This is a genomic window from Halobacterium hubeiense, from assembly GCF_001488575.1.
In the GTDB taxonomy this organism is placed as follows: domain Archaea; phylum Halobacteriota; class Halobacteria; order Halobacteriales; family Halobacteriaceae; genus Halobacterium; species Halobacterium hubeiense.
In genome coordinates, this window is sequence record NZ_LN831302.1 from 952,217 (window position 1) to 975,431 (window position 23,215).

Genomic DNA, 23,215 nt, shown 5'->3' on the forward strand with positions numbered 1-23,215 from the left:
ATATTAGCGATGGTGCGAGAGAAGTATACAGTGTATTGACAAGATAGGCGTCATCTAAGCACCGCTATTCTCCGGCCAGCAGGCCCGGGACGTCCGAAAGCGAGTCCAGCACGTAGTCCGGCTCGACGTCGCTGTCCGCGAGGTCCGCGTCGGTGCTGACGCCCGTGCGAACTAGGACCGTGGTCATCCCCGTCCGCTCGCCCATCGAGACGTCCGTGTCGAGGCGGTCGCCGACGAGCACGCACTCGTCGGTCGGGACGCCGAGGCGGTCGGCGGCGAGGCGCGCGGTCGTCGCCGACGGCTTCCCCAGCACCGCGTCGGGCTCGCGTTCGGTGACGCCCGCGACCGCGCGGATGATGGCTCCCGACCCCGGCGAGCGACCGTCTTCTGTGGGAATCGTGGCGTCGCGGTCCGTGCCGACGAACGCCGTCTCGTCGTCGAGCGCGTCGATGGCGGCCTGCAGGTCGCGGTAGTGGAACTCCCGGTGGTAGCCCGCGACGACCACTTCTGCGGTCTCGGGGTCGTCGGTCAGCGCCACGCCGGCGTCCCGCAGTTGGTCCACGATGGAGGCTTCCGCAATCGGGAACGCGGGTTCGCCGGCGTGGTTCTCGCGAAGGTACGCGACCGTCGCGTCCGTGGACGTGAGCACGTCCTCGGCGGCCGCGTCGATGCCCAGCTCGCGCAGCCGCGCGGCGTACTCGCGGGGCGCAACGGTGGGGTTGTTCGTCAGGAAGAGCACGCGGTCGAGGCGCTCCCGGAGCGCCGTGACTGCGTCGGCCGCGCCCGGCAGCAGCGTCTCGCCGCGGAGGACGGTACCGTCGAGGTCCACGACGGCGCCACGAACGTTCATACCACTCCTTGCGTGGCTGGCGTGTTCAACGCTCCGCCGTCAGCCCTGCTGCTCGGCGAGGCGTTCGACGCGCTCGATGGTGTCGGCGTCCTCCGGGGGTTTGTCCTCACGGACGGTGACGAATCGCGGGAACCGGAGCGCGTACCCCGACTCGTAGGTCGGCGACGTCTGAATCTCCTCGTAGCCGACCTCGAAGACGACGGCGGGTTCGAGGTCCACTTCCTGTCCGTCCTCCGAGCGGATGTGTGGCTCCAGGAGGTCCGTGAGGTCCGCGAGTTCCTCGTCGGTGATGCCGGTGGCGACCTTCCCGATGGTCGCGTACTCGCCGGTTTCCTCGTCGCGCGCGGAGAGCACGAACGTCCCGAGGAACGACGCGCGCCGGCCCTCGCCCCACTCCGCGCCCGTCACGACCAAATCGAGCGTCTCCACGTCGGGCTTGCGCTTCAGCCAGTGCTTCCCGCGGTCACCGGGCGTGTACGCCGCGTCGGGGTCTTTCAGCATGATGCCCTCGTGGCCGGCTTCGAGGGCGCGCTCCTCGAAGGCCGCAATCTCGTCGGCGTCGTCCGTGACCAGAATCTCCGAGACTGCGGAGTCGTCGTCGACGACGTCGCGGAGGCGCTCGTGACGCTTCCGGAACGGTTCGTCCAGCAAGTCCTCACCGTGGGCGTGCAGACAGTCGAAGGCGTTCAGTTCGACGCGAATCTCGTCGCGCATCTCGGCGACGTCGTGCTTGCGCCGGAAGCGCTTGAGAATCTCTTGGAACGGCAGCGGGCTCCCGTCGTCGTCGACCGCGACCACCTCGCCGTCCAAAATTACGGGCGCGTCGACGTGCTCCTCGACGAACTCCACGAGTTCGGGGAGCGCGTCCGTGACGTCCTCCATGTTCCGCGAGTACAGCGACACCTCGTCGCCGTCCCAGTGGACCTGGACGCGCGCGCCGTCGAACTTCGTCTCCACGGCGGCCTCCTCCCACTCGTCGAGGGCGTCGGTGACCGTGCCGGCCTGCGCGAGCATCGCCTGCACGGGCCGCCCGACTTCCAGGTGTAGCTCGTCGAGGCCGTCCTCGCCCTCGTCGCGGGCGGTCACGGCCACGAGCCCGTAGTCGTTCGAGACTTGGAGCGCGCGCTCGGCAGCCTCGACGGGCACGTCGAACGCTTCCGCGATGGCGTCCCGGACCGCGCCCTCGCCGACGCCGATGCGCATCTCCCCGAGCACGAGCCGCGCGAGGTATCGTGCTTCCTCGCCCGAGCAGTCGTTGAACAGCCCGAAGAGGAGGGTGACTTTCTCGTCCTGGCTGCCGTCGCCCTCCGCGGCCGCCAGCGCAGTCAAGTCCTCGTACACCTCGGCGACGGTCAGGTCGTCGTCGCCGCTGTCCGCCGCGAACGCGCCCAGTCCCGCCTGTCCGCCGAGGTCGAGGTTCGCAGCGACCTCGCCGATGTCACCCGTCTCGGCGAGCCGGTCCTCGACGTCCTCGACGGTGACGTTCGTGGACGCCGCGCGCGCCAGCGCCTCGTAGCAGAGCCGCGGCCCGATGTCGAGTTTCGTCTCCGAGTGCGCCGGGAACACCCGCCCCTGGACGAACCGCGCGACCACCGCGAGGTCGTCGCCGGCCTCGCCGAACAGGGCCGCGACCTTCGCGACGACGTCGAGGTCCGCGTCCGTCGCCTCCACGTCGGCGGCGTGCGCGGCGAACGAACCGAATTCCATTACCGTCCGGTAGCCAGTTCCCGCAGTTAAAACGCGCGAACCGCGCTCACCCACCCACCGCGCTTATTAGGCGCGGGGCGAGAAACCCCACGCCATGACAGGCCCGGACCTCGTGGAGCGAGTGCGCGACACCCTGAACGTGGACGCCGAGGCGTTCCAACAGCAGGTCCGCGAGGACGCCGAGGTCGTGAAAGCCGAAATCGCCGCCGGCACGTTCGACAACCCGCAGGCAATCGTCGGCCTGGAGTACGAGTTCTACGCGGTCAACGACGAGGGCTCGCTGGCGCGCGTCCCCCGTCGCGTCTTGGAGTTCGTCGGCTTCGAGAAGGAGCTGGGCCTCCACAACGCGGAGATGACGACCAGCCCGCAGCCGCTGAACGAGCACGGGCTGCGCGCCCAGGAGATGGAAGTGCGGGCGAACCTCGACGCCGCCGAGGGGCCGATGGACGCGGAGGGCCTGCACCTCGTCAGCGACGGTATGTGGACGATACCGCCGGAGGGCGAGACCGCCCGCGACTACCTCACGGACAGCGTCTCCCGTGACGGCGTCGAAATCGCGACGAACATGTCGGCGTCCGCGCGCTACCACGCGATGGCCAACACCGACCAGCCCGCGGGGATGCGACTGGACGCCCCGCACGTCTCCCTGGAGGCGGACACGGTGATGCCGGAGGCGCTCATCACGTCCGTCCAGCCCCACTACCAGGTCCCGCAGGCGGTGGACCTCCCCACCTACTTCCGGTACGCGCTGCGGTTCGCGGCGCCGCTTTTGGCGCTGTGCGTGAACTCGCCGCTGTTCCCGCCGGACCTCTACGACGACGACGCCACGCCCGAGGAGATTCTCGTGGACGGCTGGCAGGAGTCCCGCATCGACGTGTTCGAGACCGTGCTGAACGTCCCTGGCGAACAGCAGAAGGTCCGGTTCCCCGACGACTTCGAGAGCGTCGAGGACGCCGTCGACCGCGTCGCCGCGGACAACACCATCGTCCCGATGCCCGTCTCGGAGGGCGGGCGCTTCGACGACGAGTTCGCGCACTGGCGGCGCAAGCACGGCACGTTCTGGCGGTGGGTGCGCCCGGTGTTCGGCGGCTCCTCGAAGGAGAACGCCAACGCCCGCATCGAGTTCCGCCCCATCGCCGGCCAGCCGACCGTCCGGGACACCATCGCGGTGCAGGCGGCGTTCGCGGGACTGCTGGAGAACCTCCCGCGGACCGAACATCCCCTCTACGACCTCGACTGGGAGACGGCCCGCGAGAGCTTCTACGACGCCGCGCGCAACGGCCTCGGTGCGGACCTCGCGTGGATTACCAGCGACGGCGACCGCACGGACGACACCGCGGACATCTACGCGGACCTCTTCGAGCAGGCGGAAGCGGGCCTGCGGCGGCGCGGCCTCTCGAACGAGCAGGCCGCGAAGTACCTGTGGCCGCTGCGCCAGCGCGCCCGCCACGAGACCACGCCCGCGTCGTGGAAGCGCGAGCGCGTGCGCAGCGCGCTCTACGAGGGCAACTCCTTCGAGAACGCCGTCTACGCGATGCAGTGCGAGTACTTCGAGAAGCAACGCGAGACGCTGCTGGACGGGAGCTTCGCGGACTGGCTCGGCCGGGGCGACAACCTCGACTGACCGCGGACGCGCCGCTGGCGAGCGTGAGAAAAACGGAGGAGAGGGAGACGAAGCGGCGGCCGTTACAGGACGTCGTCGACGTCCTTGTGGCCGATGATTTCGACGTTCTCGCGCGTGATCTTCGTGACGTGGATGCCGTTGCCGGAGGCGGTGTCGCGCTCGCTGGCGGAGTCGATGGCCTGTGCGGCCACCTGGACGGCCTCGTCGGTGGTGAGGTCGTCGGTGAACTCCTGTTCGAGGACACCGAGCGCGTACGGCATACCCGAGCCCTGCGCGGTGTAGGTGTCCGAGAGCGAGCTGCCCGACGGGTCGAGGCTGAAGACGTGGCCGCCCTCGTCGTCGACGCCGCCCAGAATCGGGACGACGCGGAAGAACGGGCCGCCGCGGAGGAGGTTCGACGCCATCGTCGCGAGCGCGTTGATGGACATGTACTCGCCGCGGCGGGCCTCGTAGAGGTTCGCTTCCGCGCGCAGCGACCGGATGAAGCTCTGGGCGCCGCCGACGGAGCCGGACATCGACAGCGCCGCGTTGGGCTGAATCTCCTCGACCTTCTGGACGTCCTTGTTGGAGACGACGCGGCCGCCGAGGCTCGCGCGCATGTCGGAGGCCATCACGACGCCGTCCTCGGTGGTGAGGCCGACGATGGTGGTGCCGGTCTTGTTGACGTACTCGTCGTCAGCGCCCGAGTTGCCGTTGTCGGGAAGGGAGCCGACTTCCGGCTCGTAGGGGTTCTGGGTGCCGCCGAACCGCGCCTGGTTCCGGGCGAACTCCGAGCCCTCGTTGCTGTTGAACATTACCAGACGTTACCAGTCCGGGACGGATAAAACCATCTCTTCCGGGGATTCGCGACGCGGGAGAATCAGGTGGTAGCGGCCGTCTCCGCCGGATGTTCAGTTCGCGGCGCGGGCCTTGTACGCCTGCTCGGTGCGCTCGACGAGGCGGCGCACCGGGAGCGTGACGCCGGCGCGGCGAGCGAGCACGGCGACGGGCAGCAACGCGATGCCAACGGCGAGGGCGGACTGGTACAGCGTGAACAGCGCGAGTCGGGTGGCGCGGTCGAGCATCGGGATGGTAGCCGCCAAGGCGTATCCGTATAAATACTTTCCGGACGGGAAGACGGCCGTGACCCGCCGCTGTCTTGCGATTATCTGCTCGGGGAGTTCGACCGGGACACAGCCCCGCCGCAGTCGCCGCGAATCGTAACCGCGCCGTTGCTGGTGCGACACCACTCGATAAGTTATGCCGACGTTTCCCGTCACGTCCGCTCGGGGAGGCCAAACCACAAAGCACGACATTCCGCGCCCCGTTGGACGAGTATGAGCAACTACGTCGTTGCGATGGAAGCCGCGTGGCTGGTCCGTGACGTCGAGAACTCCGACGACGCCATCGGCGTCGCCGTGAGCGAAGCCGGCAAACGACTGAACGACCAAGACCTCGACTACGTCGAAGTCGAGGCCGGCGTCACCACCTGCCCCGCGTGTGGCGAACCGCTCGACGCCGCGTTCCTCGCGGCGAACACCGCGCTCGTCGGGCTCGTCCTCGAACTCACCGTCTTCAACGCGGACAGCGTCGAGCACGCCGAACGCATCGCCAAGAGCGAGGTCGGCGGCGCGCTCCGCGACGTCCCCCTCGAAGTCATCGAGGTCGTCGAGGAGGGTGGCGAGGAAGGCGAGGCCGAGCGCGACGACGAGTAACCTCCCGAACCTTTATCAATAACTGTCGGTTATTCGGAGGCATGCGTTTGCCGACGCCGAAGGACCTGCGCGAACGGCGCACCTCCCTGGAGCTCACGCAGAGCGAACTCGCCGAGCGCGCGGGCGTCTCACAGCCGCTCATCGCCCGCATCGAGGGCGGCGACGTCGACCCCCGGCTCTCGACGCTGCGCCGCATCGTCGAGGCGCTCGACGAGGCCGAGGGCGACGTCGTCCGCGCGAAGACCCTAATGCACGAGGACGTCATCAGCGTCGCGCCCGACGACGCCGTCAGCGACGCCGTCCAGAAGATGCAGGACGCCGGCTACTCCCAGCTCCCGGTCATCACGAACGGCGTCCCCGTCGGCTCCATCAGCGACAGCGACGTCGTTCACGCCGGCGAGGACGTCGGCGACCACCCCGTCCGGGACGTGATGAGCGAGAGCTTCCCGACCGTCTCCGAGGACGCCACGCTCGAAGAGATTTCGAGCCTGCTGGACCACTACAAGGCCGTGATGGTCACCCACGACGGCGAGACGGTCGGCATCATCACGCAGGCCGACGTGGCGGCGCGTCTCAGCTAGAGTTCGAGCCCGCGAATCTCGACGCTCGACTCCTCGCTCTCCGCGACTTCGCCGATTCTCTCGCCGTCAGTCGCTTCGACGAGCGCGTCGGCGTCCGCCGGGTGGACGGCGGCGACGAACCCGGTGCCCATATTGAACGTGCGGTGCATCTCCTCGTCGCTGACGTTGCCCGCGTCCTGCACGAAGTCGAAGACGTCCTGTGCCGGGAGGGGGTCCGTGACCTCGTAGCGGAACGCGCCCATGCGTTCGAGGTTCGTCCAGCCGCCTCCGGTGACGTGGGCCGCGGCGTGTACGTCGTATTCGTGTAGCGCATTGAGCAGGTAGGTGTAGATGCGGGTGGGCTCCAGTAGCGCCTCGCCCACGGTGTCGTAGCCGTCGCCGGGGAACGGCTCGTCGAAGCCGCCGGCGCGGTCGGCGGCCTCCCGCGCGAGCGTGAGGCCGTTCGAGTGGATGCCCGACGACGCGAATCCGACGAGCACGTCCCCAGCCTGTGCCTCCCCAGCGAGCAAGTCGTTGTCGGTCGCGATGCCGGCGACCGTGCCCGCGAGGTCGAAGTCGTTGACGACCTCCGGCATCACCGCCGTCTCGCCCCCGACGAGCGCGACGCCCGCCTCCTCGGCGCCCGCCGCCAGTCCTTCTCCCAACTCCGCAGCGCGCGCCTCGTCGGGCACGTCCACCGCGAGGTAGTCCACGAACGCCGCGGGCTCGACGCCCGCCGCCACGAGGTCGTTGACGTTCATCGCGATGCAGTCGATGCCGACTGTGGAGTAGTCCTCCATCGCGACCGCCACGAGCAGTTTCGTGCCGACGCCGTCGGTCGCGAGCGCGAGGTACTGGTCGCCGAGGTCCACCAGGCCCGCGTACTCGGTGGTGTCCCCGACCTCGGAGACGGCGCCGACCAGCGCCGCGGTCGCCGCCTCGCTGTCCTCGATGTCCACGCCCGCCTCGGCGTACGTGAGTTCGTCGTCGCTCCCGTCGCTCATACACGAGCGTGCGCATGTCGGGGCGAAAAGCGTGCCGGTCTATGCGCGGACGACTATATTACGAAGAGGAACAGCAGCGCCGGCCCGATGGTGACCACGGCGGCAGCCGCGTACGCGGGCTTGCTCCACTCCAGCACCGTCGCGCCGTCCAGCGGCCCGAACGGAATCATGTTGAACCCCGCCAGCAGCACGTTGATGAACAGGCCGCGCCAGCCGACGTTCGGCGCGACCGTCAGCATCACGCCCAGCGAGAGAACGGCGAGCGCGACGTTCGTCAGCGGGCCCGCGAGCGCGATGAGGCCGTGCTCGCGGGGCGTGATGCGGCCGCGGTGGTGGACCGCGCCGGGCGCCGCGAACAGGAACCCCGCGAGGCCGCCCGCGACGGCGAGCGCCAGCATCCCGAAGTCCGCGCGGAACTCCGCGTGCTGGCCGAACTTGACGGCGACCACTTTGTGCGCGAGTTCGTGCAGGAGGAACGCGACGCCCACGGTCGCGAGGCTCAGCGCGAACTCCTCGAGGAACGCCGCGCTCGCCAGCACCTCGGTGAGATTCGTCGCGGAGACGGGGACGTACAGCAGGCTGAACGCCAGCCCGAGCGCCAGCCACGCCACGAGGAGGTCCCGGAGTTCGCGGCCGCTGAAGTTCACTGTACCAGCCTCCAGATGGCGTCCGCGCTGTTCTGTGCGCCCCGCACCATCGCGTCGCTGACCGCGCCGAGGCTGTCGAAGGGACCGCCGATGAGCGGCAACACGACGAACGGGAAGAGGACGCTGGCGACGATGCTCCCGATGTTCGTCATCGCGACCACCGCGATGAGCCGGAACAGCGGCACGTCTATCATCTGCTGAAGGAGGTCACGAATCGGCGTCTCTTGGTCGTCCATGAGCTCGTTCAGCGTGCCGATGTCGGCGACGCGCACCGAGAGGTAGCGCAGTTCGACGTAGCCCGCGAACCAGCCGGGCGCGAGCAGCGGGTTGATGCTCGTGAGCCACGCGACTGCGCCGCCGACGCCCGCGCTCGTCCAGTGCGCGCCCGCGAGCTTCGCCGCGCCCAGCGAGATTATCCCGTTGAACAGAAACCACGCGCCGAACACCTGCAGGAGGACGGTGTTTCCCACCCCCGCCATCACCAGCAGGCCGAAGAACGCGAGGAAGCCGACCGTAATCAGCAGGCCGAAAACGCGTGCGACCGAGACCCGCTTCTTGCGGGTGCCGGTCAGCGACTCCATCGGCGGCAGTTCCTCGGGGTGGTCGAGGTAGCGTTCGACGCCCTCGCGGTGGCCCGCGCCCAGCACCGCGACGACGTGTTTGCCCTGCGAACGCAACGCGACGAGGTTGTGCGCGATGTAGGCGTCGCGCTCGTCGATGAGCGCTTCCGCGCCCGCGGGGCTGAACCGCCGGAACTCCTCCATCATCGCCGACACCACGTCCGCGTCCGTCAAATCGTCCATCGTGAACTCCTCGACGTCCTCCTCGGGGGCGGCGCGCGCGAACAGCACGACGAACACCGCGCCGAACACGAGCGCGCCGGCGCCCGCGAACAGCACGGCCTCCGCAAGCCCCGAGAGCACGACCAGTGCCGTCTCCACGACGCCAATCGTCGCGGGCGGCGGCGGCAGCAGGAACGGCCCGGCGACGAACTCCGCGACGACGCCGAGGAGGAAGCCGACGAACGCGCCGACGCCCATCCCGAGCGTGCGGCTGTCCGTGACCCCCAACGCGAGTTCGCCGACCAGCCGGAGCTTCTCGACGGCGGTCATGCGCGCCCAGAAGCGCTGAATCGTCACCTGGATGTCGCGGTCGACGAGCGCGACGTCCGCGCCGATGCGCTCGGCGGCGTCGATGCCCGCCTTCATGTCCGCGCCCGGCTCGATGCCGAACTTGTCGCCGAGGCGCTGCTGGACGTACGACAGCAGCCAGTACGCCAGGAACTGGAACGCCATGCTCCCCTTCAGGAGGTCGCTGGCGTCGAGGTCCTCGGGCGCGTCGCCCTGCATCTGCCGGTAGCGTCCCTCGTCGAGTTCGACGGCGACCGTGTCCGGGTTCTCCTCCTCGACGACCCGCTCGACCTCCTCGACGCTGTCCGCGGAGACGTGGGCGGTCCCGACGACCCGAACGGAGCCCTCCCGGGTCGCCGCGGATTCCTCGCTCATTGCGTGGACGTTAGGCGTGGCGGCCTTACGCTTGTCGGAAAGGCGACGTGCCGGGCGCTGTCCCGGGGTTCGTCCCCACTCGGAAGGCTTCAAGCCGCTCGGCGCAGAACCACGACCCATGACCGAATCCGCACGCCTGATGGACTCCTACACGGAGATGACCGAGTTGCTGTTGCCCAACGATACGAACAACCTCGGCCGCGCGCTCGGTGGCGCGGTCCTGCACTGGATGGACATCTGCGCGGCCATCGCGTCGATGCGGTTCTCCGGCCGGCAGTGCGTCACCGCCTCCATGGACCACGTCGACTTCATCGCGCCCATCGAGATGGGCGAGGTCGCGGTCGTGGAGGCGTTCGTCTTCGACGTCGGGCAGTCCAGCATCGACGTGAAAGTCGAGGTGCGCGCCGAGGACCCCGTGGAGGGCACCGAGCGCAAGACCACGACGTCCTTCTTCACGTTCGTCGCGCTCGACGACGACGGCACGCCGACGGCGGTGCCGCGGCTGGCCTGCGAGACGGAGGCTGAGGAGGCGCTCCGGCAGGACGCCCTCGACGCCCACGCCGAACAGCGGTAGCTAGTCGAGCCGCGGCACGTCGAGCGTGACGACGGTACCCGTGGGCTCGTTGTCCGCGAACGTCACGCGGCCGCCCGCGATGTCCGTCCCCCAGTGAATCAGCCACAGGCCGAGCCCGCTGGCGTGGTGCAGCGGCGTCTCCGTCCCGCTCTCGAGGGCGGCGTACTCGCTGGCGTGGACGCCGGGACCGTCGTCCGCGACGCGAAGCTCCACGCGGTCGTCGGTGGCTTCGACCTCGACCTCGACGTGCGGGTCGTCGCTCGTGTTGTGCTCGGCGGCGTTCTCCAGGACGTTCCAGACGACGGGGCCGAGCGTCGCCGGCACGGTGCAGTTCGCGGGATATTCCGAGACGCCGACGGTCACCGCCGGGTACGCGGTGCGGAGTCGCTGGACGCGCCCGTCGAGCAGTTCGTGGAGGCTCACGGGCACTCGCGGCCCCTCCTCGCGTTCGAGCAGGTCGACGATGACGCGGGCCTTCTCACCGAGCGCCGCGATTCTGGTCGCGCGCTGCTCGACGATGCCCACGGCCTCGCGCTCCTCGTCGGTGTCCGGGGACAGCTGGCCCGCGTACCCGAGAATCATCTGGGTGTCGGTGCGGACGTTGTGCCGGAACGCGCGGTTCAGCACTTCGAGGCGCTGCTTCTGTCGGAGGTACCGGCTGACGTCGTGGAACGTGACGACGCGCCCGATGAGCCGCTCGCGGACGTCCCGCACCGGCGTTATCGACACGTCGAACGGCGTCTCGTCGCCGTCCACGTCGATGGCGACGTGTTCGGGGCGGCAGTCGGCGTCCAGCGGCCCCAGCGACGGCAGCATCGACGCCACCGGCTCGCCGATTGCGTCGCGGCGGGCGCGACCCAGCAGCGCTTGCGCGCTCTCGTTGGCGTCCACGACGTAGCCGTGACTGTCCACGACGATTGCGGCGTCGTCCATCCGGTCGAAGACGAGCCGGCGCGCCCGCCAGTTCGGCGCGGGGCTGGCGTCGAACAGCTGGAACCGCGTGACGGCGCCGAGAAACGCCACGCCCGTGACGGCGAACGCAATCGGCGTCGGGTCGAACTCCGGGAGCGGGAGCACGCCCGCGACCGAGAGGATGTTCGTCACCCACGGCGTCAGCGACCCGAACAGGAGGGCGGCGCTCTGCCCGCGGAACAGCACCGCGTTGCTCCGAATCAGCCCCAGCAGCGGGACGAACCCGAGCGCGCCGAGGACGTACGTGTACGCCGCGACCACCCAGTACCACGGGCCGCCCGTGCGTTCGAGCAACACGAGGTCGCCGTAGGAGACCACCGTCGTCGAGCGATACAGCAGGTCGTGGGCGTTGCTGGTCGCCGCCAACACCACGGTCACCGCGGGGACGACCGCGAGGACGGCGACCACCTGCGGGCGGACGTACTCGTCGCGGCCCGTGTACGCGAGCGCGAACAGCAGCCACGCGACGGGGATGACGACGACGCCGACCCACTGGACGTCCGACCAGAGTATCTTCCGGGCGACCGTCGAGGCCTGCAGTTCGAACACGAGGAACGCCGCCCACCAGACGACCCCGGCGAGCATGAGGACGATCGCGGACGCACCGGGCTCCGGGCGCTCCCGCCACGCCAACAACGCGGCCGCGAAACTGGCCGCGATGCTGACCAGTAGCACGGCCGTCAGGCCGTCGACGAGGGTGACCACAGTTTGTTCGGACTGGTCCCGCACTTGTAAAAGGAGTGCCGGTCAGCGAAGGTTGCCGTGCGGGACCGCGAGCGGGCTACGCGAGCGCGACCACCGAGAGCGCCGCCCCGGCGACGACGTACTCGAGTTCGGGCGCGACAGTCAGCCACGCGCGGTCGGCGTACCGCGCCAGCACGCTCGTGACGGCCAGCGAGTACGCGAGCCCCGCGCCGAGCGCGAGCGCGACCGCTACCGAGAGGTAGCCGGCGGCGACGGCGTACGCGAACACCGCGGCGGTGGCCACGTCGACCGCGTAGAGGACGTACCGCGTTCCTCGGAGGCCGACCACGACGGGGAGCGTGCGGACGCCCGCGTCCGCGTCGCCCGCGCGGTCGCTGACGTTCGGGAGTTCGGCGTCGACGAACGACCGGAGGAAGAAGTACGCGAACACGACCACGACGGTGGGGGTCACGCCGCGGTCGGCGAACGCCAGCGGCAGGAACGTCAGCGACACCGACCAGGCCAGCGCGACGACGGCGGTGTTGACGACGAGGATGTCTTTCAGCCGGCGCAGGCCCGCGCCGAGCCGCGGCAGCCAGTCGCTCGCGTACAGCACCCAGAACGCGCCCGGGAGCAGCGCCAGCGCCAGCGCCAGCGGCCCGCCGAGCATCGCCAGCGAGACCGCGAGGCCGTACGCGACCGCAGCGGCGACGTACAGCGCGTTCTCGTGGCGGCGCACGAACGCGACCTGCCCGGGCTTGTCGCGGGCGTCGTCGTCGGCGTCGGCGATGCGGTCGTTGGCGTAGACGGCGAACGTGAGCAGGCCGACCACCGCGGGCGCGGGGCTCGGCGGCAGCGACAGCACGACCATCGCGATGCCGACCTCGACGACCGTGACAACCGAGAGGTACGCCGAACTGTACAGCAGGACCGTCCAGAGTTGTTTCGCGCCCGCGAGGAGGCGAGCGAGCTGTGCGGGGAACCGCGTCGAGTCGCCGGGGTGAACCGCCCGGCGGTCTTGTTTCCGTACCATTGTAGCCGTCAGTCCGACGGCGATCGCCGCCGGTCTGACGTCGCAGACCACTCACCTACACCGGGTTAGTATTATGTTCATTTTATCACTTATCAAGTGAGAAAATACACCTGCCCCACAGGCTTATCCGCGTAGTCGGCGTCCGTTCACGCGTGACGATGACAGTATACGAACAAGAGCGAGGCGGACAATGACCGAGCACGCCAAGAAGCTGCTGCGGAACATCGACGAGACGGCCGTGACCGTCCTCGACCTCGCGGACCGCGAGCGCGCCAAAGAGCGGGCCGGCTCCCAGCGCAGCGCCTACGAGAAGGGCCTGAACGAGGTCGAGCGCATCGCCGGGAAGCCGCAGGCCCGCGACCTCGCGGAGTGGATTCAGGACCAGATTCGCCAACGGGAGACGTACCCCTCCGCGCGCGAAGTCCGCAACCACGGCGCCCAAATCTGCCGGACGAGCGGCCACGAGATATCGACGAACGACTGGCTGGGCGCCTGACCGGCGGCGACGCGCAGGCTTTTCCCCGGCGACCCCCTACCGCCGGCCATGGCTCTCGACGCGCCCGCACCCGACCCGCCCGAGCTAGACGGCGACCCCGACGAGTACGACGACGTCACCGTTCAGGGAACCGACTACCACCGCGACGACCTCCAGGAGTTCCTCGAAGACGGCGCGTGGGAGGAAGCCTTCGAGACGTGGGCGACCGAAACAGACCTCTCCCGGGAGGCGTTCGACATCGCCGTGGACCTCGGGATGTTCGACCGCTTCGACTTCTTCTGGGATGACTTCGCGGACCGCGTGGGCTACCACGCCCCCGGCCTCCCGGAGACGTGGCGCGAGCGCGACATCCACCCCGAGCTGAACTCCTGGGAGACCGTCTCCGCCATCAACGCGTCGCTGGCGGAACTCGGCGCGGAAGCCTCGCGGCTGCTCAAAGACGAGTACGTCGACTGGGAGGCCGAGTACGACGCGCCCGACGACCTGCCGGACTTCTAAACGCACTTTTTTCGCTGCGGGCGCGCTCCGCGCGCCCTCGGCAAAATCTCCACCAAAATCGCGCCTGCTCCCTTCGCGCGCCGACGGCGCGCGGCGGTCCGCGGGCGCGACCGCTCGCTGCGCTCGCGGAGAATTCGTAGTACTCTGGGACCGCAGTTAGAGGGGAAACTACTCCTCGACCGCAGCGGCGGCGTTGATAATCGTCTCCTCGCCGAACGCCGGGCCGACGAGCTGGAGGCCGACCGGGAGGCCGTCGGCGTCGCCCGCGGGCACCGAGATGGCGGGGAGGTTCGCGAGGTTCACGGGCGTCGTGTTGGCGTCCGCGAGGTACATCTTCAGGGGGTCGTCGAGGCTCTCGCCCAGCTCGGGCGGGAGAATCGGCATCGTCGGGGACGCCAGCACGTCCACGTCCTCGAACGCCTCGTCGAAGTCCTGTTTCACCCACGCGCGGGCCTCCTGCGCCTGCTTGTAGTACTTGTCGTGGTAGCCCGCGGAGAGCGCGTACGTCCCGAGGAGGATGCGGCGCTTGACCTCGTCGCCGAACCCCTCCGAGCGCGCTTCCGAGAAGGACTCGTTCCAGTTGCCGTCGTAGCCCCCGGAGTTGCCGTACCGCACGCCGTCGAAGCGCGCGAGGTTCGACGAGGCCTCCGACATCGCGATGACGTAGTACGCCGCGACCGCGTACTCGACGGAGGGGAGGCTGACTTCCTCGACGGTCGCGCCCTGCTCGCGGAGGTCCTCGATTGCCGCGTCGAACGTCTCCACCACGGCGTCCTCTGCGCCCTCCACGAGTTCCGTGGGGACGCCAATCGTCAGGCCCTCGACGTCGCCGTCGGCGGCGCTCGCGAAGTCCGTGTCCGCGCCCTCCTCGCGAGTGGTGCCGTCGTTCTCGTCGGGACCCGCGACGACGTCCAGCAGCGCCGCGGCGTCCTCGACGGTCGGCGCGATCGGGCCGATCTGTTCGAGGCTGTTCGCGTACGCGACCAGCCCGTACCGGGAGACGAGGCCGTACGTCGGCTTGATGCCGACGACGCCGCAGAACGCGGCGGGACACCGAATCGAACCACCAGTATCCGTGCCGAGCGCGAGGTCCGCGTCGCCGGCCGCGACGACCGCCGCGCTCCCACCGGAGGAGCCACCCGGCACGCGGTCCTCGTCCACCGGATTCTTCGTCGCGCCGAAGTACGACGTCTCCGTGGTCGTCCCCATCCCGAACTCGTCCATGTTCGTCTTCCCGGGGATGGTCGCGCCCGCGTCCTTGAGGCGCTCGACGACCGTGGCGTCGTAGGGTGGGACGTACTCTTCGAGCATCTTCGACCCGCAGGTCGTGCGGACGCCCTCCGTGGAGATGTTGTCCTTGACGGCCACGGTCTTCCCCGCCAGCGGGCCGTCCGCTTCGCCCTCGATTTCCTCGTCGGTGATGTACGCGTTCAGGCTCATCACGACACCTTCGGGCCCTTGAAGCGCCCGTCCTCGCTGTCGTCGGCGTTCCGCAGGGCCTCCTCCTGACTGAGGCTCTCCTCGACCTCGTCGCTGCGCATCACGTTCACGAGGTCGGGTTCGGCCTCGACTTCGGGCACCTCTTCGAGCGCTTCGAAGTGTTCGAGGATGTCGCCGAACTGGTCGGCGAACTGCGCGCGCTCCTCGTCGTCGAGGTCCACGCGCGCGAGGTCCGCGACGTGCTCGACCTCGTCGGCGTCCACAGAATCGCTCATGTCTCCGGAGTCGCGCGTGGCGTCGGTAAGCGTTTCGATGCCCCACGACTCACACCCGTATGCGAGTTTCTGCCACAGTCCTTTAGTGCGGTCGGCCCCTCCCTCCACACGTATCCGACGTTCTCAGGACCACAGAACCCGCCCACAGCCCCCATGAGTGACAACACGCGAACCCGCGAAACGCGCGAAGACGCCGAGAGCGAGAGCGAAGACGAGCGCGAAGACGCGGACGCCGACCTCCAGTGCCCGGAGTGCGGCGGTCGCCTCACCGTCGACGAGGAGCGCGGGGAGACCGTCTGCGAGGACTGCGGTCTCGTGGTCGAGGAGGACAGCATCGACCGCGGCCCCGAGTGGCGCGCGTTCGGCAGCGAGGAGAACGACCAGAAGAGCCGCGTCGGTGCCCCCACCACGAATCTGATGCACGACAAGGGGCTGTCGACGAACATCGGCTGGCAGGACAAGGACGCCTACGGCAACACCCTCTCCGGCCGGCAGCGACAGAAGATGCAGCGCCTCCGCAAGTGGAACGAGCGCTTCCGCACGCGAACCTCGAAGGAGCGCAATCTGAAGCAGGCGCTCGGCGAAATCGAGCGGATGGCCTCCGCGCTCGGCCTCCCGAAGAACGTCCGGGAGACTGCGTCCGTGATTTACCGCCGCGCGCTCGATGAGGACCTCCTCCCCGGCCGCTCCATCGAGGGCGTCGCCACCAGCGCGCTGTACGCGGCCGCCCGGCAGGCCGGCACCCCGCGGAGTCTCGACGAGGTGGCGAACGTCAGCCGCGTCGAGCGCGACGAAATCGCGCGCACCTACCGGTACGTCGCCCGCGAGCTCGGCCTCGAAGTCGCGCCGACCGACCCGGCCAGCTACGTCCCGCGGTTCTGCTCGGACCTCGGGCTCTCCGACGAGGTCGAGCGCCGCGCCCGCGACCTCCTAGAGAGCGCCGAGGACGCCGGCCTCTACTCCGGGAAGTCGCCGGTCGGCCTCGCGGCCGCCGCGGTGTACGCCGCCAGCCTCCTCGTGGACGAGCGCATCACGCAGAGCCAGGTCAGCGACATCGCGAACGTCAGCGAGGTCACCATCCGCAACCGCTACCACGAGATTCTGGAAGCCGGCGGCGAGACGAACGTCGAGGCGTGACCGACGCCTCCCGGGGCCGCTACTCCACGTCGTAGCCCAGTTCGCGGACCGTCGACTCGATTTCCTCCGTCGATATCAGCGCCTCGCCGTGCCGGACCTCCACGAGCCCGGTCTCCGGGTCGAACGCCGCCAACTGGACGCCCTCCCGCTCGTGGAGTGCGTCCTCGATGGTCTCGCCGTCGGCGTCCTTCGACACCGTGAACTCCGCGCGGCTATTCGACACGGGCCGTCACCCCGCGTCCGCCCGTCGCCAGTCGGTCTGAGTGATTGGACACACGCGGACAGTCGGCGACGGCCCGAATACGCGTTCTGTCGGAGTAGTTACCGACTAGTGTCGGCGGCCTCCCGCGACCGAGACCCGAACCGATTTGAGCGCGTCGCACCTCCTCGCCCGCATGGAGACGACCCGCCACTTCACGGCGACCGTCTACGTCGTCAACGACGGCGCCACCGCGCTCCACGAGCACGACCGCCTCGGCCTCACGATTCCGCCGGGCGGCCACGTGGACCGCGACGAACTCCCGCACGAAGCGGGCAAACGCGAAGTCGAGGAGGAGACCAGCTTGGAGCCGACGCTGCTCGGCGAGGCACCCGAGGTTCCCGCGCCCGACGGCTTCGCGCTGCCGTCGCCGCGCTACCAGCTCTGTTACGACATCAACGTCCACGAGGACGGCACGGTCGGCCACCAGCACATCGACCACGTCTACTTCGCGACCGTGCCCTCCCGAGACATCGACCCCGCGGACGGCGAAGCCGGCCCGGAGGCGTGGGCGTGGTACGACCCCGACGACCTCCGCGACAGCGACCTCGACGCCGACACCGTTCAAATCGCGCTGGAGGCCATCGAGGCCGCCAGCGAGGCGTAGTCAGTCCAGCCGGCTCACGGGTTCGCTCCGCTCCCCGCTCGCACTGTCTGTGGACTCCCTTCGGTCGTCCACACGGCTCTGGACGTACTTCGTGACGTGGTCGTCCATCCGGCGCTTGAATCCGGCCTGCCGGGCGAGCCGGTCGACCTCGCGCGCGACGAGACTGCCGTACTGGACGGCCTTCTTCTCGCGGGCGCAGACCGCGTCCGGGAGTCGCTCGCGGGCCGCCTCCCGGAGCGCGCGCTTCCGCGTCTCCCCGGCGACCAGCCACTCCTCGGGGAGTTCCAGCGCGGCGCGCACCACGTCGTCGTGGAGCAGCGGCGTCACGGGCTCGACGCCCGCCGCGCGAATCGCTCGCGTGTCCCGCTCTAGCTGTTCGGGCAGCGTCTCTAGGACTTCGCGGCGCGCGCCCCGAATCGTGTCCGCGTCCGTCCGCGGGTCGTCGGGCGCGGCCGCGACCTTCGCGTAGCCGCCGAACAGTTCGTCCGCGCCCTGCCCGAGCGCGAGCCGCGAGAAGCCGTCGCTGGCGACTCGCTCGGCGACGAGGTAGAGGGGGAGCGCAATCTGGACGTCCATCGCGTTCGTGCGGCCGATGGCGCGCGCCACCTCGGGGACCGCGGCCTCGATGTCGTCCAGCGTCACCTCGTGGACGCGCAGGTCGTCGGCGCGCCCCATCGCGGCCGCGGACTCCCGGGCTGCTTCGATGTCCGCGCAGCCCTCGTAGCCGACGACGTACAGCGGCGCGTCCAGTTCCGCGGCGACGAGCGCGGAGTCCACGCCGCCGGAGAACGCCACCGCGAGGTCGTCGCTCGGCACGTCGAGCGCCTCGTCGAGCGCGCCCCGGACGCTCCTCACCGGGTCGTCGTGGCTCGCGGGCGGGTCCGGGAGTCGCCACGCGCGCCGCGTCTCGCCGTCCTCGCGGACGTGGCCCGCGGGCAGCAGCGTCGGGTCCGCGAGGTCGTCGGGGTCGCGGCTCCACGCGTCGCCGTCGTAGTAACAGCGGTCGCGCCCCAGCACGTCGCGGACGAGCCGGCCGTCCGGCAGTTCGCCCGCGAAGCCGTACGTGCCCGGGAGCGGGTCGCTCTCGTCGAGCGCGCGGCGGACGGTCGCGGCGAGCGCGTCGTCCATCCCTCAGAAGAACTCCGCGAGGCGGTTCTTCACGCGGCGCTTCGCACCGCCGGCGGCCTGCCGGAAGCTGATGTGCCACGGCGTGCGCTTGCCCTCGACGCTCGTCCGCCCGTCGCGGATGGCGTCGAGGATGGCCTCCAGCGAGCGCTCGTCGGCGCCGACGCGCGTCACCGCCTGCCCCACCATCTCCGCGATGTGGGCGTCGCTGCCCGCGGTCATCGGGCGGTTGTGGCTGCGCGCGAACCGCTCGGCTTTGCGGTTCGCGCGGCCCGTGAGCAGCCGCGAGTTGTACACCTCGATGGCGTCCGCGGAGGCGAGCGTCGCCGTGGAGACGTTCGGCGCGACGCCGCTGCGCGAGGACTGGAACGGGTGGGGGACGATGGCGATGCCGCCGCGGTCGCGAATCGCGTCGAGCGTGTCCACGAACGGCTCGCCCGACGGCACCGCCTCCTCGACGCCGATGGCGAGGACGTGGCCGTCGGCGCTGGTCACCTCCATCCCCGGGATGCCGACGAGCCCGTACTCCTCGGCGAGGTCGGCGGCCCGCAGGCTCGCGTCGATTTCGTCGTGGTCGGTGACAGCGAGCGCGTCGAGCCCCACCGCCCGCGCCTGCTCTAAGAGCATCTCGACGGGGTCGCGGCCGTCGTAGGAGAGCTCGGAGTGCGCGTGGAGTTCGACGGAAAGCACGCCTCCAGATTACGCGGGGGTGGGCAAAAGCGCCCCGGTCCGGAAACGTCGGGCGGGAGCTCCGACCGAGACTGTTCACGTCTGTGCATATAGAAACGACTAAACGCTCGCAGAAGGACCACGAAGGTGAATGCCACTCGCCGACTCGGACCGACGCCTCGTCGAAGCAGAACTGGGACGGGACCCGACGCGGGCGGAGGCCGCGCTGTTCGAGAACCTCTGGAGCGAGCACTGCGCGTACCGCTCCTCCCGGCCGCTTTTGTCCGCGTTCACCACCGACAGCGACGACGTGGTCGTCGGGCCGGGCGACGACGCCGCCGTGGTGTCGGTCCCCGGCACGGACCAGCTCGTGACGTTCGGCGTCGAGAGCCACAACCACCCCTCCTACGTGGACCCCTACGATGGCGCCGCGACGGGCGTCGGCGGCATCGTCCGCGACACGCTCTCGATGGGCGCGTACCCCGTCGCGCTCGCGGACGCGCTGTACTTCGGCGGCTTCGACCGGGACCACTCTCGGTACCTCCTCGACGGCGTCGTGGAGGGCATCAGCGACTACGGGAACGCCATCGGCGTCCCTACCGTCACGGGGAGCACGCAGTTCCACGACGGCTACGAAGGGAACCCGCTCGTGAACGTCGCGTGCGTCGGCCTCGTCACCGAGGACCGGCTCGTGACGGCGGCCGCCAACGAGCCCGGGAACAAGCTCGTGCTCGTCGGGAACGCGACCGGCCGCGACGGCCTCGGCGGCGCGAGCTTCGCCAGCGAGGACCTCGCGGAGGACGCCGAGACGGAGGACCGGCCCGCGGTGCAGGTCGGCGACCCGTACACGGAGAAACTGCTCGTGGAGGCCAACGAGGCGCTCGTCGACGAGGACCTCGTGATGGCAGCCCGCGACCTCGGCGCGGCGGGGCTGGGCGGCGCGTCCTCTGAGATGGTCGCGCAGGGCGGCCTCGGCGCGCGCATCGACCTGGGGGCGGTCCACCAGCGCGAGCCGAATATGAACGCGCTCGAAATTCTGCTCGCGGAGTCCCAGGAGCGGATGTGCTACGAGGTCCGCCCCGAGGACGTCGAGCGCGTGCGGGAAATCGCGGAGCGCTTCGACCTCGGCTGCTCGGTCATCGGCGAAGTGACGGACGGGAACTACGTCTGTGAATTTGAAGGGGAAACAGTCGTCGATGCCCCCGCGGAGTTCCTCGCGGACGGCGCGCCGATGAACGACCTCGAACGCGAGGAGCCCAGCGAGCCGGAGACGGACCTGCCGGACGTCTCCGTTGGCAAGGCGTTCGACGCGGTGCTGTCGAGCCCGAACACTGCGAGCAAGCGCTGGGTGTACCGCCAGTACGACCACGAGGTCGGCAACCGGACGCTCCGGCGGCCCGGCGAGGACGCCGCCGCGCTGACGCTCCCGGCCGCCGACGCGCTGACGCTCCCGGCCGCCGACGGCGAGGTGGCGCTGGCGTTCTCCGCTGGCGCGAACCCGAACTGGACCGACGCGTCGCCGTACCGCGGCGCGTACGCGACCGCCGTGGAGAACGCGACGAACCTCGCGGCCGTCGGCGCGGAGCCGCTCGCGGCGGTGGACTGCCTGAACGGCGGCAATCCCGAGAAGCCCGACGTCTACGGCGGGTTCGCGGCGGCCGTGGACGGGCTCGCGGACGGCTGTCGCGCGGTGGACGCGCCGGTCGTCGGCGGGAACGTCAGCCTCTACAACGACTCCGCCGCGGGGCCGGTGCCGCCGACGCCGACGCTCGCGATGCTCGGCGTCCGGCAGGGCTACGACGCGCCCGGGATGGCCACCGTGGGCGACGGCGACCTCGTGCTCGTCGGCGGCCACGACGAGACGCTCGGCGGGAGCGAGTACCTCGCGCAGTTCGACGGGAGGGCGCCGTTCCCCGACGTGGCCGACGACGGCGTCGCGGCGGTCCGCGCGGCGGCGACCCACGACGCGACGCTCGCCGTCCACGACGTCAGCGACGGCGGGCTCGCGGTCACGCTCGCCGAGATGGTCGGCGAGGACGCGGGCGTCGCGGTAGACGTGCCGAGCGTCGGCGCGCTGTTCTCGGAGGCGCCGGGGCGCGCGGTCGTGGAGACCACGGACGCCACGGCGCTCCGCGACGCGGTGGACGCGCCGGTCGTCGACCTCGGCGAGGCGACCGGCGACGGCGCGCTGTCCGTCGCTGTGGCTGGCGAAGTCGTGGACTACGGCTTCGAAGAAATCGTGGACGCGCGCCGCGTCCTCGAACGCGAACTGGACTAGAGGAACGCCGGCACGAGGTACGCCACCGCGAGGCCGACCAGCAGAACGAGGAAGCCGGTGCCGACCTGTCCCGTGGAGAACTCCTGCATCGGTGCGGTGACGCGGCCCGAGTCGTCGTGAGCGTGGTCGTCTGTCATGCGCGGCGATTGGGTGGGGGCCTACTTGGCAGTACCGAACCCGCGTCAGTCCACGTGGCGGACGATGTGGACGTCGTAGCGGTCGTCCGCGGAGACGTTCTGTCCGACCGACGTGATGCCCCCGACCATCCGGCCGGCGTTGTCGCTGCCGATGAACACGACGGTCGCGTCGCGTTCGACGGCGAGTTCGCGGACCTCGCGGCTCACGCGGCCGCGGGGCGCGTACTTGTCCACCACCCGATACGCGAACTCGACGCCCGGGTCAGCGTCGGCCACGCGCTCGGTGAGATTCTGTGCGACCTGTTCGACGCTGAACGACTCGCTGCCCCCCAGCCAGCCGCGCTCGCGCGCCGTCTCGGTGTCCCGGGGAATCGCGGTGACCGCGACGACAGACTCGTCGGTCGCTCCCGAGAACGCGACCGCGCGGCCGAGCGCGGCCCGCGAGAGCGGCGAGTCGTCGAACGCGACGACGTACGTCATGACGTATCCCTCACGGCCGGTCGTTGGATGCCGGAGACGAAACCACTATCGGAGGCTCCCGCGAACTGCGAACTATGCTGACCAAGCGCGTCATCCCGTGCGTCGACGTCGACTTAGACGACGACGGGAACGCCGCCGTCTACACGGGCGTGAACTTCGAGGACCTCGAGTACACGGGCGACCCCGTGGAGATGGCGAAACGGTACAACGAAGCGGGCGCCGACGAGTTCGTCTTCCTCGACATCACCGCGAGCGCGGAGGGCCGCGCGACGATGCTGGAGACCGTCGAGCGCGTCGCCGACGAGGTGTTCATCCCGCTGACCGTCGGCGGCGGCATCCGCGAGAAGGCCGACATCAAGGAGACGCTGCGCGCGGGCGCCGACAAGGTTTCCATCAACACGGGCGCGCTCGAACGCCCCGAGCTCATCACGGAGGGCGCGAAGGCGTTCGGCAACCAGTGCATCGTCATCAGCGTGGACGCGCGCCGGCGCTACGACGAACAGGGCGAGCACTACGAGCAGGTCGATGGCGAGTCCTGCTGGTTCGAGGCGACCGTGAAGGGCGGCCGCGAGGGGACCGGCCGCGACGTCGTCGAGTGGGCGCGCGAGGCGGAGGAGCGCGGCGCTGGCGAGCTGTTCGTGAACTCCATCGACGCCGACGGCACGAAGGACGGCTACGACCTGCCGCTGACGGGGGCGGTCTGCGACGCCGTCTCGACGCCAGTCATCGCCTCCTCGGGCTGCGGGTCGCCACAGGACATGGTGGACGCCTTCGACGCGGGCGCGGACGCCGCGCTCGCGGCCTCGATTTTTCACTACGGGGAGTACAGCATCGAGGAGACCAAGCAGTACCTCGACGACCACGGCGTCCCGGTCCGCCGCTGACGGCGTAACGCGCCCATCTACGGTTTCTCGGCAACGCTTGCGCTCGCCGCTCGTTGATGCTGCGAATGATTTATCA

The 23,215-nt window shown here is 69.9% G+C and carries 26 protein-coding genes; 10 read left to right on the plus strand and 16 right to left on the minus strand.

Annotation, left to right across the window (positions count from 1 at the left end):
• Positions 1-64: 64 nt before the first annotated feature.
• Positions 65-850, minus strand: coding sequence for an HAD-IIA family hydrolase (locus tag HHUB_RS04915; RefSeq protein WP_059056477.1), 786 nt, complete (start codon positions 848-850; stop codon positions 65-67).
• A 39-nt stretch (positions 851-889) separates the two neighbouring features.
• Positions 890-2,557: an ATP-dependent DNA ligase LigA gene (gene ligA, locus HHUB_RS04920; RefSeq protein WP_059056478.1), complete on the minus strand. Its 1,668-nt coding sequence runs from the start codon at positions 2,555-2,557 to the stop codon at positions 890-892.
• 94 nt (positions 2,558-2,651) lie between these two features.
• On the opposite strand from ligA, the gene HHUB_RS04925 reads away from it, so the two are divergent.
• Positions 2,652-4,181 carry a hypothetical protein gene (locus HHUB_RS04925; protein WP_059056479.1) on the plus strand — a complete coding sequence of 510 codons (1,530 nt, stop codon included), beginning with the start codon at positions 2,652-2,654 and terminating at the stop codon, positions 4,179-4,181.
• Between the two features lie 62 nt (positions 4,182-4,243).
• Here HHUB_RS04925 and psmB read toward each other — a convergent pair whose 3' ends face one another.
• Positions 4,244-4,975, minus strand: a complete 732-nt coding sequence (psmB, locus tag HHUB_RS04930; RefSeq protein WP_059056480.1) for an archaeal proteasome endopeptidase complex subunit beta — start codon at positions 4,973-4,975, stop codon at positions 4,244-4,246.
• A 96-nt stretch (positions 4,976-5,071) separates the two neighbouring features.
• Positions 5,072-5,245 carry a hypothetical protein gene (locus HHUB_RS17025; RefSeq protein ID WP_169793390.1) on the minus strand — a complete coding sequence of 58 codons (174 nt, stop codon included), beginning with the start codon at positions 5,243-5,245 and terminating at the stop codon, positions 5,072-5,074.
• 252 nt (positions 5,246-5,497) lie between these two features.
• Between HHUB_RS17025 and HHUB_RS04935 the strand changes: the two genes are divergently transcribed.
• Positions 5,498-5,875, plus strand: a complete 378-nt coding sequence (locus HHUB_RS04935) for a DUF555 domain-containing protein (RefSeq protein WP_059056481.1) — start codon at positions 5,498-5,500, stop codon at positions 5,873-5,875.
• A 41-nt stretch (positions 5,876-5,916) separates the two neighbouring features.
• Positions 5,917-6,456 carry a CBS domain-containing protein gene (locus HHUB_RS04940; RefSeq protein ID WP_059056482.1) on the plus strand — a complete coding sequence of 180 codons (540 nt, stop codon included), beginning with the start codon at positions 5,917-5,919 and terminating at the stop codon, positions 6,454-6,456.
• Here HHUB_RS04940 and purM read toward each other — a convergent pair.
• From purM to HHUB_RS04955, 3 genes are read right to left on the minus strand one after another with little or no spacing between them, the layout of a single operon-like run.
• On the minus strand, positions 6,453-7,439 hold the full coding sequence (gene purM, locus HHUB_RS04945) for a phosphoribosylformylglycinamidine cyclo-ligase (protein ID WP_059056483.1): 987 nt from the start codon (positions 7,437-7,439) through the stop codon (positions 6,453-6,455). The two genes, HHUB_RS04940 and purM, sit on opposite strands and share 4 nt — an antisense overlap.
• Before the next feature lie 53 nt (positions 7,440-7,492).
• Positions 7,493-8,086 carry a zinc metalloprotease gene (locus HHUB_RS04950; protein ID WP_059056484.1) on the minus strand — a complete coding sequence of 198 codons (594 nt, stop codon included), beginning with the start codon at positions 8,084-8,086 and terminating at the stop codon, positions 7,493-7,495.
• Positions 8,083-9,591 carry a TraB/GumN family protein gene (locus HHUB_RS04955; protein ID WP_059056485.1) on the minus strand — a complete coding sequence of 503 codons (1,509 nt, stop codon included), beginning with the start codon at positions 9,589-9,591 and terminating at the stop codon, positions 8,083-8,085. Before HHUB_RS04955 ends, HHUB_RS04950 begins: the two co-directional genes overlap by 4 nt.
• Positions 9,592-9,709: 118 nt before the next feature.
• On the opposite strand from HHUB_RS04955, the gene HHUB_RS04960 reads away from it, so the two are divergent.
• Complete coding sequence (locus HHUB_RS04960; RefSeq protein WP_059056486.1) at positions 9,710-10,165, plus strand: acyl-CoA thioesterase; 456 nt, start codon at positions 9,710-9,712, stop codon at positions 10,163-10,165.
• Here HHUB_RS04960 and HHUB_RS04965 read toward each other — a convergent pair whose 3' ends face one another.
• A complete protein-coding gene (locus tag HHUB_RS04965; protein ID WP_197570634.1) occupies positions 10,166-11,842 on the minus strand; it encodes a histidine kinase N-terminal 7TM domain-containing protein in 1,677 nt (558 codons plus the stop codon). It lies immediately after the preceding gene.
• 76 nt (positions 11,843-11,918) lie between these two features.
• The gene (locus HHUB_RS04970; RefSeq protein WP_059056487.1) at positions 11,919-12,854 is read right to left on the minus strand and encodes a UbiA family prenyltransferase; all 936 of its coding nucleotides are present in this window, start codon (positions 12,852-12,854) and stop codon (positions 11,919-11,921) included.
• Positions 12,855-13,044: 190 nt separating this feature from the next.
• Here HHUB_RS04970 and HHUB_RS04975 point away from each other — a divergent pair, with 190 nt between their 5' ends.
• Both HHUB_RS04975 and HHUB_RS04980 read left to right on the plus strand, forming a co-directional pair.
• The gene (locus HHUB_RS04975; protein WP_059056488.1) at positions 13,045-13,350 is read left to right on the plus strand and encodes a hypothetical protein; all 306 of its coding nucleotides are present in this window, start codon (positions 13,045-13,047) and stop codon (positions 13,348-13,350) included.
• A 48-nt stretch (positions 13,351-13,398) separates the two neighbouring features.
• Positions 13,399-13,848, plus strand: a complete 450-nt coding sequence (locus HHUB_RS04980) for a hypothetical protein (RefSeq protein WP_059056489.1) — start codon at positions 13,399-13,401, stop codon at positions 13,846-13,848.
• A gap of 168 nt (positions 13,849-14,016) precedes the next feature.
• Here HHUB_RS04980 and gatA read toward each other — a convergent pair whose 3' ends face one another.
• Entirely contained in the window at positions 14,017-15,288 is a 1,272-nt protein-coding gene (gatA, locus tag HHUB_RS04985) for an Asp-tRNA(Asn)/Glu-tRNA(Gln) amidotransferase subunit GatA (protein ID WP_059056490.1), read from the minus strand.
• The gene (gatC, locus tag HHUB_RS04990) at positions 15,288-15,563 is read right to left on the minus strand and encodes an Asp-tRNA(Asn)/Glu-tRNA(Gln) amidotransferase subunit GatC (RefSeq protein ID WP_059056491.1); all 276 of its coding nucleotides are present in this window, start codon (positions 15,561-15,563) and stop codon (positions 15,288-15,290) included. Before gatC ends, gatA begins: the two co-directional genes overlap by 1 nt.
• Before the next feature lie 153 nt (positions 15,564-15,716).
• On the opposite strand from gatC, the gene HHUB_RS04995 reads away from it, so the two are divergent.
• A complete protein-coding gene (locus tag HHUB_RS04995) occupies positions 15,717-16,700 on the plus strand; it encodes a transcription initiation factor IIB (protein WP_059056492.1) in 984 nt (327 codons plus the stop codon).
• Positions 16,701-16,719: 19 nt separating this feature from the next.
• Here the strand turns inward: HHUB_RS04995 and HHUB_RS05000 are convergent, their stop codons facing one another.
• The gene (locus tag HHUB_RS05000; protein WP_059056493.1) at positions 16,720-16,923 is read right to left on the minus strand and encodes a heavy-metal-associated domain-containing protein; all 204 of its coding nucleotides are present in this window, start codon (positions 16,921-16,923) and stop codon (positions 16,720-16,722) included.
• Between the two features lie 172 nt (positions 16,924-17,095).
• Between HHUB_RS05000 and HHUB_RS05005 the strand changes: the two genes are divergently transcribed.
• Entirely contained in the window at positions 17,096-17,566 is a 471-nt protein-coding gene (locus tag HHUB_RS05005) for an NUDIX hydrolase (RefSeq protein ID WP_059056494.1), read from the plus strand.
• Here HHUB_RS05005 and HHUB_RS05010 read toward each other — a convergent pair whose 3' ends face one another.
• On the minus strand, positions 17,567-18,694 hold the full coding sequence (locus tag HHUB_RS05010; protein WP_082687174.1) for an asparagine synthase C-terminal domain-containing protein: 1,128 nt from the start codon (positions 18,692-18,694) through the stop codon (positions 17,567-17,569).
• 3 nt (positions 18,695-18,697) lie between these two features.
• On the minus strand, positions 18,698-19,381 hold the full coding sequence (locus tag HHUB_RS05015) for a PHP domain-containing protein (protein WP_059056495.1): 684 nt from the start codon (positions 19,379-19,381) through the stop codon (positions 18,698-18,700).
• A gap of 130 nt (positions 19,382-19,511) precedes the next feature.
• Here HHUB_RS05015 and purL point away from each other — a divergent pair, with 130 nt between their 5' ends.
• Positions 19,512-21,638: a phosphoribosylformylglycinamidine synthase subunit PurL gene (gene purL, locus HHUB_RS05020; RefSeq protein WP_059056496.1), complete on the plus strand. Its 2,127-nt coding sequence runs from the start codon at positions 19,512-19,514 to the stop codon at positions 21,636-21,638.
• On the opposite strand, the gene HHUB_RS17030 is transcribed toward purL, so the two are convergent.
• Positions 21,635-21,775 carry a DUF7550 family protein gene (locus tag HHUB_RS17030; RefSeq protein ID WP_169793391.1) on the minus strand — a complete coding sequence of 47 codons (141 nt, stop codon included), beginning with the start codon at positions 21,773-21,775 and terminating at the stop codon, positions 21,635-21,637. The two genes, purL and HHUB_RS17030, sit on opposite strands and share 4 nt — an antisense overlap.
• 45 nt (positions 21,776-21,820) lie before the next feature.
• The gene (locus tag HHUB_RS05025; RefSeq protein WP_059056497.1) at positions 21,821-22,255 is read right to left on the minus strand and encodes a universal stress protein; all 435 of its coding nucleotides are present in this window, start codon (positions 22,253-22,255) and stop codon (positions 21,821-21,823) included.
• Between the two features lie 74 nt (positions 22,256-22,329).
• On the opposite strand from HHUB_RS05025, the gene hisF reads away from it, so the two are divergent.
• A complete protein-coding gene (gene hisF, locus HHUB_RS05030) occupies positions 22,330-23,139 on the plus strand; it encodes an imidazole glycerol phosphate synthase subunit HisF (protein ID WP_059056498.1) in 810 nt (269 codons plus the stop codon).
• Positions 23,140-23,215: the final 76 nt, after the last annotated feature.

What these genes read in the sequence shown, in the direction of transcription:
- purM (WP_059056483.1), bottom strand. Translation starts at nt 7,439, where the DNA reads ATGAGCGACGGGAGCGACGACGAACTCACGTACGCCGAGGCGGGCGTG.
- gatC (WP_059056491.1), bottom strand. Translation starts at nt 15,563, where the DNA reads ATGAGCGATTCTGTGGACGCCGACGAGGTCGAGCACGTCGCGGACCTC.
- ligA (WP_059056478.1), bottom strand. Translation starts at nt 2,557, where the DNA reads ATGGAATTCGGTTCGTTCGCCGCGCACGCCGCCGACGTGGAGGCGACG.
- HHUB_RS05010 (WP_082687174.1), bottom strand. Translation starts at nt 18,694, where the DNA reads ATGGACGACGCGCTCGCCGCGACCGTCCGCCGCGCGCTCGACGAGAGC.
- HHUB_RS17025 (WP_169793390.1), bottom strand. Translation starts at nt 5,245, where the DNA reads ATGCTCGACCGCGCCACCCGACTCGCGCTGTTCACGCTGTACCAGTCC.
- gatA (WP_059056490.1), bottom strand. Translation starts at nt 15,288, where the DNA reads ATGAGCCTGAACGCGTACATCACCGACGAGGAAATCGAGGGCGAAGCG.
- HHUB_RS05005 (WP_059056494.1), top strand. Translation starts at nt 17,096, where the DNA reads ATGGAGACGACCCGCCACTTCACGGCGACCGTCTACGTCGTCAACGAC.
- HHUB_RS04940 (WP_059056482.1), top strand. Translation starts at nt 5,917, where the DNA reads ATGCGTTTGCCGACGCCGAAGGACCTGCGCGAACGGCGCACCTCCCTG.
- HHUB_RS04955 (WP_059056485.1), bottom strand. Translation starts at nt 9,591, where the DNA reads ATGAGCGAGGAATCCGCGGCGACCCGGGAGGGCTCCGTTCGGGTCGTC.
- HHUB_RS05025 (WP_059056497.1), bottom strand. Translation starts at nt 22,255, where the DNA reads ATGACGTACGTCGTCGCGTTCGACGACTCGCCGCTCTCGCGGGCCGCG.
- HHUB_RS04915 (WP_059056477.1), bottom strand. Translation starts at nt 850, where the DNA reads ATGAACGTTCGTGGCGCCGTCGTGGACCTCGACGGTACCGTCCTCCGC.
- HHUB_RS04995 (WP_059056492.1), top strand. Translation starts at nt 15,717, where the DNA reads ATGAGTGACAACACGCGAACCCGCGAAACGCGCGAAGACGCCGAGAGC.
- psmB (WP_059056480.1), bottom strand. Translation starts at nt 4,975, where the DNA reads ATGTTCAACAGCAACGAGGGCTCGGAGTTCGCCCGGAACCAGGCGCGG.
- hisF (WP_059056498.1), top strand. Translation starts at nt 22,330, where the DNA reads ATGCTGACCAAGCGCGTCATCCCGTGCGTCGACGTCGACTTAGACGAC.
- HHUB_RS04925 (WP_059056479.1), top strand. Translation starts at nt 2,652, where the DNA reads ATGACAGGCCCGGACCTCGTGGAGCGAGTGCGCGACACCCTGAACGTG.
- HHUB_RS04975 (WP_059056488.1), top strand. Translation starts at nt 13,045, where the DNA reads ATGACCGAGCACGCCAAGAAGCTGCTGCGGAACATCGACGAGACGGCC.
- HHUB_RS04935 (WP_059056481.1), top strand. Translation starts at nt 5,498, where the DNA reads ATGAGCAACTACGTCGTTGCGATGGAAGCCGCGTGGCTGGTCCGTGAC.
- HHUB_RS04960 (WP_059056486.1), top strand. Translation starts at nt 9,710, where the DNA reads ATGACCGAATCCGCACGCCTGATGGACTCCTACACGGAGATGACCGAG.
- purL (WP_059056496.1), top strand. Translation starts at nt 19,512, where the DNA reads ATGCCACTCGCCGACTCGGACCGACGCCTCGTCGAAGCAGAACTGGGA.
- HHUB_RS04970 (WP_059056487.1), bottom strand. Translation starts at nt 12,854, where the DNA reads ATGGTACGGAAACAAGACCGCCGGGCGGTTCACCCCGGCGACTCGACG.
- HHUB_RS04980 (WP_059056489.1), top strand. Translation starts at nt 13,399, where the DNA reads ATGGCTCTCGACGCGCCCGCACCCGACCCGCCCGAGCTAGACGGCGAC.
- HHUB_RS17030 (WP_169793391.1), bottom strand. Translation starts at nt 21,775, where the DNA reads ATGACAGACGACCACGCTCACGACGACTCGGGCCGCGTCACCGCACCG.